The sequence below is a fragment of the Oceanisphaera sp. genome, assembly GCF_052084945.1.
Classification (GTDB): Bacteria; Pseudomonadota; Gammaproteobacteria; order Enterobacterales; family Aeromonadaceae; genus Oceanimonas.
The window spans coordinates 1,559-13,545 of the sequence record NZ_JBQDEX010000073.1 but is presented as its reverse complement, the minus strand read 5'-3'; the positions used below and the strand labels follow the sequence as shown (position 1 = coordinate 13,545).

Below are 11,987 nucleotides of genomic sequence, written 5' to 3'. Positions count from 1 at the left end.
CTGAATCGAGTTCAGAAAGACGGCTAAAAATAGCTATCAGCTGCCAGACCAACCGTTTTTTGTTTAGCTTAGCGCTTGGTGCTCGGCGCTGCCCTTACTTCCCAATACAAAAGCTTGAAAAAATCTTGCCTAATAAATCATCTGAGGTGAACTCACCGGTGATCTGGCTAAGCTCTTCTTGGGCAAGGCGCAATTCTTCGGCCACCAACTCGCCGGCGACATACACTTCTAATTGCTCTTTGGCCATAATCAGGTGTTGGTCTGCATGGTGTAGGGCGTCTAAATGACGACGACGGGCACTAAAGCTGCCCTCAACGCCACTCTGAAATCCCATGCAGTCTTTTAAGTGCTCTTTAAGTGCTTCAACCCCTAATCCAGAAGTCGCAGAGATAGGATACACCTTATGCTCACCGTCACTGACGATAGCTAAGGATTCACCACTGAGATCCGCTTTATTGCGTACTACGGTCAGACCAATATGCTCGGGCAGGCGATCAACAAAATCGGGCCAAATCTCTTTCGGGTGTAAGGCATCTGTGGTGGTGCCGTCAACCATAAATAAAATGCGATCCGCTTGCTCTATTTCCGACCAAGCGCGTTCTATGCCGATGCGCTCAACCGCATCGGTGGCTTCGCGCAAACCGGCGGTGTCGATAATGTGCAGCGGCATGCCATCGATGTGAATAAACTCACGCAGTACGTCACGGGTGGTACCGGCAATGTCGGTTACAATGGCCGATTCTTTACCGGCCAGCGCATTCAGTAAGCTAGACTTACCGGCATTAGGGCGCCCGGCAATCACCACTTTCATGCCTTCGCGCATAATGGCGCCTTGGCGTGCTTGGCGCTGTACTTCAGTTAAGCGGTCCATAATGGCGTATAAGCTGCTGGCGATTTTACCATCAGATAAAAAATCCACTTCTTCTTCGGGAAAGTCGATGGCGGCTTCCACAAAAATGCGCAGCTGGGTGAGTGATTCCACTAAACCGTGTACGTGATTAGAAAACTCGCCTTGCAGTGAGTGTAATGCCGAGCGGGCAGCTTGCTCGCTAGAGGCTTCAATTAAATCGGCTATGGCCTCTGCTTGGGCAAGATCGAGTTTGTCGTTTAAAAAAGCGCGCTCACTAAACTCACCGGCATTAGCAGTGCGCAACCCCGGCAGTGCAAGAATACGGCGCATGAGCATATCTAAGATAACGGGGCCGCCATGGCCTTGCAGCTCTAATACGTCTTCACCGGTGAAACTATTGGGGCCTTTAAAAAGCAGGGCTATGCCTTGGTCGAGTACCTCGCCGTGTTGATCTTTAAAAGGCAGGTAGTCGGCATAACGCACTTTAGGTATTTTGCCTAATACGGCGTGAGCCACGCTTTCGGCGGCGGGGCCAGAGACACGTATTATGCCCACACCACCGCGACCAGGTGCGGTGGCTTGAGCCACTATGGTATCAAACGACATCTGTTACTACTCCAAGCAATAAAAAGGCGACCTTAGGGTCGCCTTTAGTGTAGTGAGTTCTGGCACCCAATAAACCGAGTGCGATAAGCCTAAGACTCGGCTTTATTCTTATTACCGTGCAGTCCTTTTTTCTCAAGCTGGCGGAAGATATACCACTGCTGAGTAATGGTGACCACGTTACTGACTAACCAGTATAAAGTTAAGCCCGCAGGGAACCACAAGAAAAAGAAGGTAAAGATGATAGGCATAAACTGCATCACCTTCTGCTGCATTGGATCCGTGACTGTGGTGGGGCTCATTTTCTGGATCAGAAACATACTCGCGCCCATTAATACTGGCAGCACAAAGTAGGGGTCACGAACCGATAAATCTTCAATCCACAGCATAAAAGGCGCATGGCGCAGTTCAACGGATTCCATCAATACCCAGTATAGGGAGATGAAAATAGGCATTTGTACCAGAATCGGTAAACAGCCGCCCAGTGGGTTTACTTTTTCTTTCTTATACAGCTCCATCATGCCTTGAGACATCTTTTGGCGATCACTGCCATGACGTTCTTTTAGCTCTTTTAACTTAGGCTGTAGCATGCGCATTTTAGCCATGGAGGTGTATTGCGCCTTGGTCAGTGGATACATAACACCACGTACCACAAAGGTGGTAAGAATAATGGCCAAGCCCCAGTTAACGGCAAAGCTTTGCAAGAAGTGCAGTAGCTTAAACAGTGGCTGAGCAATAAACCATAACCAACCGTAATCCACGGTTAAGTCTAGATTGTCGGCAGCGGCAGCCATTTTCTTTTGTAGCTTAGGGCCTAACCATAAATCAGCCGACAGCGTTTGCTCTGTGCCTGGTGCCACTGTGACTAAGGGCGCTTTAAAACCAATTGCCGCTTGGCCTCTGTTATTTAAGGCGCTGCTATACAGCTGGTTTTGCTCTTGTTTTGGGGCAATCCAAGCTGATACAAAGTAGTGCTGTAGCATGGCAACCCAACCCGCTTCTGTGCTTTGGTTGAGATTGGCTTCTTGTACTTTTTTAAAGTCGTACTTGGTATAGCGAGTTTCGTCGCTAGAGTAAGCAGGCCCACGATAAGCCGAGGCCATCAGCATGTTGCCGCCTTTTTCTTCTGGGCCATTAATGCTTTGCTTTAATTGACCATATAGTTGAGCCTGAACCGGCTCACCACTTTGGTTGTTAATGCCATAGCTTACGTTTACCACATGGCTATCGCGCGTTAGGGTAAAGTTTTTGGTGAACACCACACCTTTATCATTGGTAAAGGTCATGGGCACAGTCAGACTGTCTTGACCGTCTGCTAACACATATTGCTGTTGTTCACTGTGGTAAATAGGACGACCCGCAACGTTGCTATCGGGGCCATCACGACCAATAAGGCCACTTTGTGCTACATGAACAAAGTCAGCATTATTAGCGAGTAGCACAAATTTATCGTCAGAATCTAGGCTGTCATCATGCTCTAATAGCTCTGTACGCACCACGTCACCACCTTGGGTGTCGATAGTCAGTTTGAGCGTATCTGAGGTCACAGTAATTAAGTGTTGTTTGGCTACTGCACTACTGGCATCAGTGGGCACTTCGCCTTCATCATTAGCCTGATCACCTTGAGGAATAAAGTCGTCATCCCCTTGGTTTGCTTGCACCTGAGTGGTTTGGCTACTTTGTTGAGCTGTTTCGGGCTGAACATCTTTAGCTGTCCACTGTTGCCAGATGAGAAAACTCACCAGCAGCAGCGCGATAATTAGAATATTGCGTTGGGATTCCATAGTTTATTTTCTTCGCTTTGTCGGGACCGGGTCATGGCCGCATGGACCTAAAGGATGGCATTTTAATAGACGTTTGAGTGTTAACCAACTGCCTTTTAAAAAACCGTGGAGCCGAATGGCCTCAATGGCGTACTGCGAACAGGTGGGAGTAAAGCGGCACCTGGGCCCAAGCAAGGGACTGATGACCAGTTGGTAGAGGCGAATTATGCCTACGCTGAGTCGTTGCAGCGGCGAGAAAGCGTGCGCCATAGCCTATCCAGTAATTCGAACAGCTCGTCGTTTGGCACATCTCCAACCCCTTTCTTGGCGATCACCACAATATCTACATGGGGCAAATCATGCTGCTTTAAACGAAATGCTTCGCGGGCAACACGTTTCACTCTGTTACGCCAAACGGCACGCTTAAGTGCTTTTTTAGGTACAGCTAAGCCCAGTCTGGGATGACCTAATTCATTTGGTTTGGCAAGAAGTGTGATATGCGGGGATGCGGCTCTGACAGGGTTGTCGAAGACGTTTTTAAAATGGGCGGGAGTTAACAAGCGTAACTCCCGTGTAAAGGCGTGCTTGGCCATTAGGCGCTCAGACGTGCACGACCTTTGGCGCGACGAGCGACCAATACTTTACGACCACCTACAGTGGCTTTGCGAGCACGGAAACCGTGGCTGCGTTTACGCTTCAAATTTGAAGGTTGAAAAGTGCGTTTCATAGTAGTTATTACCGCTGTGTCAGTTTGCTATACAGTTTGGCCATGTGCTCGACTGACGCATAAACATCACCGAGACGGCCCCACCAAAGAGGCCGAATTCTAAACAGTTCTGTTTATAACGTCAATCCACATGCCGTTGATTGATGACCAATTAATAGAAAATGTTTATCTACTAAGGTCGATCCCTCGATCCTTAATGATCGCGGGGCTGGAATTATACAGTGCCTTTAAGGGTTAGCAACAAAAACAGCAAGATCAGACAAATACACAAGGAAAACAGGGTTAAATTGCTAATGCAATTGATAGTAATTTACATTTAGATCCAATAATATGGCGCATCAAATCAAACCTATTATGGAAGAAAGGTAAAAATAGATGTTCACTAAAACCTTGTTGTCTGTCTCTATTATGATGGCTTTATCCCCAGCGACTATGGCTAACCCCACCTCGTTTCTCGATGAAACTGTGGTTTCGGCCACCCGCACCAGCCAGGTTAAAAAGGATGTTTCCTCGTCTATCGAAAACGAAACGCGCAAACAACTAGACCTGACCATTGCTCACGATCTGAAAGATGCACTTAAATATACTCCTGGAGTAGAAGCCACGGGAGGGGGGCGTTTTGGTCTATCGGGGTTTAATATTCGTGGCGTAGAAGGCAGTCGTGTTAAGACCATGATTGATGGGGTGCAGCAACCCGTACCTTATAACCCAGGTGCGAATGAGCAGCGCAGTTATCCCAATGCGGTGGAGATAGATACCTTACAAGCGATTGAGGTGAACAAAGGGCCGGCTTCTACTTTATATGGCTCAGATGCCATTGGCGGTGCGGTATTACTAAAAACCAAAGATCCCAGTGATGTACTAGTAACAGACGGAGATGAGCACCGTTTCGGCCTTAAAACCAGTTATGCCTCAGTAAATGAAGAATTTAAAAACACTCTGACCTGGGCGATGCGCCAAGGCGAGCTAGAAACCTTAGTGATGGCGACTTATGCCGATGGCGGTGAAACCAAAACCCACGGCAGTGGTGCCGATGTAGAAGGGCGCTCACGGGGTGCTGCTAACCCTGCAGACAGCGAGCTAGGTAACTTGCTGGCGAAAGCTTTTTATCGGATTAATGATCAGCATAGAGTGGGGGCAACGGTTGAATATTATAACAAACAGTATGATGAAGATGAGCTAAGCCAAAATGGCTATACCATTATGCCGGGCTTTACTTACACCGATAACTATAACGAAGATCAAAGAGAGCGGCTTCGGGTAGGGATTGAGCACGAGTGGCAAATGAATAGTGTGCTTGCCGATACTCTTGATTGGTCGACGAACATACAGCATTCAGACTCGCTCTATAAAACTACGATACCACAGGGTTTATGGGGAAACGGCAGCGAGAGCGTGATGCTAAAGATAAAACGATACAACTTGATGCACAGCTTTCTAAGTTAGCGGGTGTTAATAACAATCACCAGCTCACCTATGGCGCGAATTTTGTTCATAACGATTTTCAGCTTACTAACATTGATTATAATTTAGATACAGGCACCAGTAAGGTGGGTAATACGGGGATCCCTGATGCGGATTTAACGCAATGGGGGATATTTTTACAAGATCAGTGGTATCTAATGGATGATAGATTCATTGTTACTGCTGGGGCACGTTACGACAGTTATGAAGCAAAACCTGGTAGTGATGCCGGCTATATAAATGATTATGAAAAAAACCAAGATGATGCGGTAACGCTTAAGCTGGGCTCGGTTTATCACTTAAATGACAAATTGTCTGTATATGGACAAGTTAGCCAAGGCTTTAAAGCGCCAACCGTCAATGATCTATATTACTTCTATGATATGGGGGCTATCTTTGATCCTAACCCTAATCTAAAAGCAGAAAAAAGTTTGGCCTATGAGTTAGGGATCCGTGGGCAAAATGATGCTGCCAGCTTTGAGTTGGCGACTTTTTACACCGAATACAGTGATTTTATTACTGATGCTCAGCTAGGTGTGGATACAGCCACAGGTAAAGATAGGCTAACCAAGCAAAACCTAGATGAAGTGACGATTTATGGTGCCGAACTCAGTTCTACTATTAATCTAGATTCTACCTTTGATGCGCCTACTGGTAGTTATTTACAAGCATCATTAGCCTATGCCGATGGCGAAGATGATAGCACTGGGCGCAGTTTAAACAGTGTGGCACCGTTAACGGCGGTCGTTGGACTTGGGTTAGACAAAGAACAGTACGGTGGCGTGGTTAACTACACTATGGTGTCGAGCAAAGATGATTGGCAAGAAGACGATCATGCTGATGTGGCGGGGTTTGGTTTGGTTGATTTAACCGCTTACTATAAGCCTGTGCAAGATCTGACATTGCGTGCTGGCCTATTTAATATGTTTGATAAGCAATATTGGACCTATAGAGATGTGTCAGGTTCAGGCCACGGCAGTGGTGGGGCAGATATTAATAGCCAACCTGGCCGGAACTGGAGCCTAGTGGTTGATTATCAGTTTTAATACCATTTAGTGTGAAGATAAAAGCCTCTCGATATCAATATCGAGAGGCTTTTTACTATGTAATGATGCGCACAAAAAAAGAGCCTGCACAGGCAGGCTCTTTAGGCATACGTTTAGCGAAGGGTTTATTCAGTTATGTTGAATTTACCGTTCATGATACTAACGTGGCCTGGGAAGCTACAGAAGAAGCTGTAGTCATCACCAGCATTCAGATCAGCAATGCTAAAGGTTACGCTGGTGCTTTCGCCACCGCCCACTACATCTGTATGAGCAATAACACGATCATCATCAGCTTTAACGTACTCGTTATCAGCACCGGCACTCATACCGTCAGTAGCAACAGGCTGCATATCTTCGGTAGCTGTTAGTATCCAGTTATGGCCCATTACGTTTTTCGCCATGGTGCCTGTGTGATGAAGATTTAAGGTTACTTCCTCACAAGTAGCGGGTACACTCAACTCTTTTTGGTCAAACTGCATAGCGTCATTACTGTTTATGTCCAGGGTACATTCGTCAGCGGCAAATGTTGGCATAGCGGCCGTGGCTGACAATAATGCGATTCCTGCTAAATAATGTGTCTTCTTCATGCATGTCTCCTTAAAGTGTACATGTAACCTGTCACTGATTTACGGTGACCAAGCTAAACATACCCTAACATAGAAAATCGAGAATAATACTCAGTGATTAAAGATAACAACTCGATTATTGGTGATCCACCAAACCAAAACTATGATCTGTGTCACATAAAAAGCGTTTACAGTTTAATTGTTGCACAAAAATAACCTGTTTATAACCCCTGTTCATAACTACCAAGAACCTGTGTATGAGTTATAAGTTATTCACAGATGTCAAGGATCATATTTTACAGGATCATCACGATCTTGCTAGAGATCCAAGCCGCGCATCAGTAGAATACTACCCCCTTGATTGATCCCATAACCCTAGGAGTTCTGATGAGCACTTCGCTTTGGCAGCAGTGTCTTAACCGGCTACAAGATGAATTGCCCTCGGCAGAATTCAGTATGTGGATCCGGCCGCTGCAGGCGGAGCTGGGCGATAACGTATTGACGTTATTTGCCCCTAATCGTTTTGTATTAGATTGGGTGCGAGACAAGTACCTATTGCGGATCAACAGTTTGTTGAGTGAGTTCTGCGGCAGTAACTGTCCGCAGATGAAATTTGAAGTGGGCAAAAAGCGTACTCCGGTTAATTTAGCTCCTAGTACCACTCAACATCAGCCAAGCGGCTCTGGCCAAACCGGGAGTAAAGCTCCTACTCCTCCACAAATGGCGCCGTCTTGGATTGAAAAAGCAGAAGATAAGCCGGAGCTTATTTATAAAAGTAATGTGAACGCCAGCTATACCTTCGATAACTTTGTAGAAGGTAAATCAAACCAGCTGGCACGGGCTGCTGCTCAGCAAGTCGCTGAAAATCCGGGTGGCGCTTATAACCCGTTATTTTTATACGGGGGCACCGGCCTAGGTAAAACTCACTTATTGCATGCGGTGGCCAATGGCATACGAGCACGCAAAGCCGATGCCAAAGTCATTTATATGCACTCAGAGCGCTTTGTACAAGATATGGTGAAAGCCTTGCAAAACAACGCTATTGAAGAGTTTAAGCGCTATTATCGCAGCGTCGATGCCTTGTTAATTGATGATATTCAATTTTTTGCTAATAAAGAGCGTTCTCAAGAAGAATTTTTTCATACCTTTAACGCACTTTTAGAGGGTAACCAGCAAATTATACTGACCTCAGATCGCTACCCCAAAGAAATTGTGGGCGTAGAAGACCGGCTTAAGTCGCGCTTTGGTTGGGGGTTAACTGTGGCGATAGAGCCGCCAGAGTTAGAAACGCGAGTGGCCATTTTAATGCGCAAAGCCGATGAAAATAAAATGCGCCTGCCCCACGAAGTGGCCTTTTTTATTGCCAAGCGACTGCGTTCTAATGTGCGTGAGCTTGAAGGGGCACTGAATCGAGTGATGGCCAATGCCAACTTCACTGGGCGTGCTATTAATATCGATTTTGTGCGTGAAGCATTGCGTGACTTGCTGGCGTTACAAGAAAAATTGGTAACTATGGATAATATCCAGAAAACCGTGGCCGAATACTATAAAATAAAGCTATCAGATATTTTGTCTAAGCGACGTTCGCGATCCGTTGCACGCCCCCGTCAGGTAGCCATGGCCCTGGCGAAAGAGCTAACCAACCACTCTTTGCCAGAAATTGGTGATGCCTTTGGTGGTCGTGACCACACGACAGTGCTACATGCTTGTCGTAAAATCGCTCAGTTGCGCGAAGAAAGTCATGATATAAAGGAAGATTACTCTAATCTTATCCGCACCTTATCTTCCTAAATCGGAGAAAACCATGCAGTTTACTATTAGCCGCGACGCCATATTGCGCCCGTTGCAATTGGTATCTAGTGCCCTAGGTGGCCGGCCTAATCTGCCGATCTTAAACAATATTTTGCTTAGTATTAGCGATAATATTTTGTCTATGACTGGCACTGATACCGAAGTAGAAATGATTGCTAAGGTTGAGCTGCAAGGTGAGGTGACACCTGGAAGCATTACGGTGCCGGCACGCAAAATGCTAGATTTGTGCCGTGGTCTTCCTGATGGTGCTGAACTGCGCTTTTCTAAAGAAGATGAGCGACTTATTTTACGCTCGGGCCGTAGCCGGTTTAATTTAGCAACCCTAGCTGCTGAAGATTTTCCCAATATTGAAGAGTGGAGCTCTGAGCTGGAATTTGATATTAACCAGCTAGAATTAAAGAAGTTAATAGAATCAACCCAATTCTCGATGGCAGTACAAGATGTCCGTTATTATTTAAACGGCATGCTGTTTGAAACCGATGGCCAGCTGCTGCGAACTGTGGCTACCGACGGCCACCGTTTAGCGACTTGCCAGCGTCAACTTTTGACCGAAGAGCTGCCTACCCAGCAAGTAATAGTGCCGCGCAAAGGGGTGCTTGAGCTGGTGAAGTTACTAGAGCATGATGATCAAGATGTACGGCTGCAAATTGGCAAAAATAACATTCGTGCCGTTACCTCTGGTTTTATTTTTACCTCTAAATTAGTTGATGGCCGCTTTCCGGATTATCGCCGAGTATTACCTCGCGAATGTGATAAAACACTGATTTGTGGTCGAGAAGAGTTACGCCAAGCGTTTTCGCGAGCGGCGATATTGTCTAACGAAAAATTTCGCGGTGTGCGTCTGAACATGCAAGAGCATGTCCTTAAAATTACTGCTAACAACCCAGAGCAAGAAGAAGCCGAAGAAGTGCTAGATGTAGAGTATGAAGGCACAGATTTAGAAATAGGCTTTAATGTCTCTTATGTGCTGGATGTGCTTGGTACGCTTAAGTCTGATAAAGTGAAAGTGAGTCTTAAAGATGCTAGCAGCAGTGGTCTAATTGAGGCTGAAGATAGTGGCGATGCCTTGTATGTTGTGATGCCAATGCGACTTTAAGCATGGCGTTGCTTAACCTACAGTTAAAAGATTTTCGTAATATTGCCCATGGCCGCTTAATACCGGCCGCTGGCATTAATGTACTGATTGGCGCTAATGGCAGCGGCAAAACCAGTATTTTAGAAGCCATTCATTATTTAGGCATGGGGCGCTCGTTTCGTACCCACCTTACTGGCAGAGTGATCCATCAAGGCGAGTCTGCCTTTACCTTGTTTGCGCGCATTGCACAGCATGACGATAATTTACCCATTGGGTTAAGTAAAACCCGAGGTGGAGACACCCGGTTAAAAATAGCAGGGCGCACTGCCGAACGACTGGCCGATCTGGCACACATACTACCCATTCAGTTGATCCACCCAGAAGGGTATAATCTGTTAACGGGTGGGCCTAAGTTGCGCCGTTCATATTTAGATTGGGGCTTATTTTATTCTCAGCCGCGGTTTTTTACGGTGTGGGGGCAGTACCGCCGACTATTAAAACAGCGTAATGCGCTGTTGCGCCAACAAAGGCCTGCAACAGAATTGCGCTATTGGGACCAACAACTGGTGGCCTTAGCTGAAGAGTTGAGTCTATTCAGGCAGCAATATGCCGAGGCCATTGAGCCTGTTATTCGCCAGATTGCTGGCGATTTTCTGCCTGAATATGATTTTACGTTTGATTTTTTTCGGGGCTGGGATCGCAGCATCAATTTAGCTGAGGTCTTAGAGCAAGGTTTAGCGCGAGATTTAGGTTTAGGGTATACCCACTCAGGGCCCCATAAAGCTGAAATTCGTATTAAAGCACGGGGTATGCCGGTGCAAGATTTATTGTCTCGGGGCCAGCTTAAATTGCTGGTATGCGCCATGCGCTTAGCCCAAGGGCAGTACCTAAAAACTGAAAAAGATCAGAATTGTATTTTTTTAATCGACGACTTTGCGTCTGAGTTGGATGAACAAAAACGCGCCTTACTAGCACAACAGTTAACTAGCTTAGGCGCACAAGTTTTTGTTTCTGCCATCGATGTGGCTCAACTTAGTCAAATGATCACACGGGATAATAGCAAGCTGTTTCATGTGAAACAGGGTGACATCACCGAACACCAGGAGTGCGAGTAAGCCAATGAGTGAACACACTTACGACTCTTCGAGTATTAAGGTATTAAAAGGCCTAGATGCCGTCCGTAAACGCCCGGGCATGTATATCGGCGACACCGACGATGGCTCCGGCCTACACCATATGGTGTTTGAGGTGGTGGACAACTCGATAGATGAATCTTTAGCCGGACACTGTAAAGACATCAGCGTTATTATTCATAACGACGGTTCCGTCTCTGTATCCGATGATGGCCGTGGTATTCCGGTCGGCATTCACGAAGAAGAAGGCCGCTCTGCCGCTGAGGTGATCTTAACCGTATTGCATGCGGGGGGTAAATTCGACGATAACTCCTATAAAGTATCCGGTGGTTTGCACGGGGTTGGTGTGTCTGTGGTGAATGCCTTGTCTGAGGTGTTACAGCTGACCATCTGGCGCGGTGGAAAAGTACACGAACAAACCTATCATCATGGGGTACCACAAGGGCCTCTTACTGCTGTGGGTGATACCGAAAAAACCGGTACTCTTATTCGTTTTTGGCCAAGTCACGACACCTTTACCAATACCGAGTTTCATTTTGAAATATTGGCCAAGCGCCTGCGTGAACTGTCGTTTTTAAACTCAGGCATCTCGATTCGTTTAACCGATGAACAAACCGATAAAGAAGCACATTTTGAATACGAAGGCGGTATTCGCGCTTTTGTTGAGTATTTAAACCAGAGTAAAACCCCGATTCACCCGAATGCGTTCCACTTTGTTAGCGAGCAAGAAGGTGGCATTACGGTTGAAGTCTCTATGCAGTGGAATGACTCTTACCAAGAGAATATTTTCTGTTTTACTAACAATATTCCACAGCGCGACGGCGGTACTCACCTAGCAGGTTTTAGAGGGGCATTAACCCGCACCCTTAATAACTTCATGGACAAAGAAGGCTATAGCAAAAAAGCCAAAACTTCTGCCTCTGGTGATGATGCCCGTGAAGGGTTAAC

The 11,987-nt window shown here is 46.4% G+C and carries 12 protein-coding genes; 6 read left to right on the top strand and 6 right to left on the bottom strand.

Annotated features, from left to right (window positions below; all coding sequences use genetic code 11):
• Positions 1-94: 94 nt before the first annotated feature.
• From mnmE to rpmH, 5 genes are all read right to left on the bottom strand, one after another.
• Positions 95-1,456, bottom strand: a complete 1,362-nt coding sequence (mnmE, locus tag ACTHY5_RS07960; protein WP_441878467.1) for a tRNA uridine-5-carboxymethylaminomethyl(34) synthesis GTPase MnmE — start codon at positions 1,454-1,456, stop codon at positions 95-97.
• An 89-nt stretch (positions 1,457-1,545) separates the two neighbouring features.
• Positions 1,546-3,237, bottom strand: a complete 1,692-nt coding sequence (yidC, locus tag ACTHY5_RS07955) for a membrane protein insertase YidC (protein ID WP_441878465.1) — start codon at positions 3,235-3,237, stop codon at positions 1,546-1,548.
• Positions 3,238-3,240: 3 nt separating this feature from the next.
• On the bottom strand, positions 3,241-3,486 hold the full coding sequence (yidD, locus tag ACTHY5_RS07950) for a membrane protein insertion efficiency factor YidD (protein ID WP_441878463.1): 246 nt from the start codon (positions 3,484-3,486) through the stop codon (positions 3,241-3,243).
• Positions 3,447-3,809, bottom strand: coding sequence for a ribonuclease P protein component (gene rnpA, locus ACTHY5_RS07945; protein ID WP_441878462.1), 363 nt, complete (start codon positions 3,807-3,809; stop codon positions 3,447-3,449). The genes yidD and rnpA overlap by 40 nt, the downstream gene beginning before the upstream one ends.
• Positions 3,809-3,943: a 50S ribosomal protein L34 gene (rpmH, locus tag ACTHY5_RS07940; protein WP_208006204.1), complete on the bottom strand. Its 135-nt coding sequence runs from the start codon at positions 3,941-3,943 to the stop codon at positions 3,809-3,811. Before rpmH ends, rnpA begins: the two co-directional genes overlap by 1 nt.
• 375 nt (positions 3,944-4,318) lie before the next feature.
• Here rpmH and ACTHY5_RS07935 point away from each other — a divergent pair, with 375 nt between their 5' ends.
• Positions 4,319-5,389: a TonB-dependent receptor plug domain-containing protein gene (locus ACTHY5_RS07935; RefSeq protein WP_441878460.1), complete on the top strand. Its 1,071-nt coding sequence runs from the start codon at positions 4,319-4,321 to the stop codon at positions 5,387-5,389.
• Positions 5,317-6,453 carry a TonB-dependent receptor domain-containing protein gene (locus tag ACTHY5_RS07930; protein WP_441878458.1) on the top strand — a complete coding sequence of 379 codons (1,137 nt, stop codon included), beginning with the start codon at positions 5,317-5,319 and terminating at the stop codon, positions 6,451-6,453. The genes ACTHY5_RS07935 and ACTHY5_RS07930 overlap by 73 nt, the downstream gene beginning before the upstream one ends.
• A gap of 125 nt (positions 6,454-6,578) precedes the next feature.
• On the opposite strand, the gene azu is transcribed toward ACTHY5_RS07930, so the two are convergent.
• The gene (azu, locus tag ACTHY5_RS07925) at positions 6,579-7,040 is read right to left on the bottom strand and encodes an azurin (RefSeq protein WP_441878456.1); all 462 of its coding nucleotides are present in this window, start codon (positions 7,038-7,040) and stop codon (positions 6,579-6,581) included.
• A gap of 366 nt (positions 7,041-7,406) precedes the next feature.
• Here azu and dnaA point away from each other — a divergent pair, with 366 nt between their 5' ends.
• From dnaA to ACTHY5_RS07905, 4 genes are all read left to right on the top strand, one after another.
• Positions 7,407-8,810 carry a chromosomal replication initiator protein DnaA gene (gene dnaA, locus ACTHY5_RS07920; protein WP_441878454.1) on the top strand — a complete coding sequence of 468 codons (1,404 nt, stop codon included), beginning with the start codon at positions 7,407-7,409 and terminating at the stop codon, positions 8,808-8,810.
• 13 nt (positions 8,811-8,823) lie between these two features.
• Positions 8,824-9,927 (top strand): DNA polymerase III subunit beta, encoded by a 1,104-nt coding sequence (dnaN, locus tag ACTHY5_RS07915; RefSeq protein WP_441878452.1) that lies wholly within the window; start codon positions 8,824-8,826, stop codon positions 9,925-9,927.
• 2 nt (positions 9,928-9,929) lie between these two features.
• Positions 9,930-11,021 (top strand): DNA replication/repair protein RecF, encoded by a 1,092-nt coding sequence (gene recF, locus ACTHY5_RS07910; protein ID WP_441878450.1) that lies wholly within the window; start codon positions 9,930-9,932, stop codon positions 11,019-11,021.
• 4 nt (positions 11,022-11,025) lie between these two features.
• Positions 11,026-11,987: ATP-binding protein (locus ACTHY5_RS07905; protein WP_441878448.1), on the top strand; the 962-nt coding region annotated here is incomplete at its 3' end.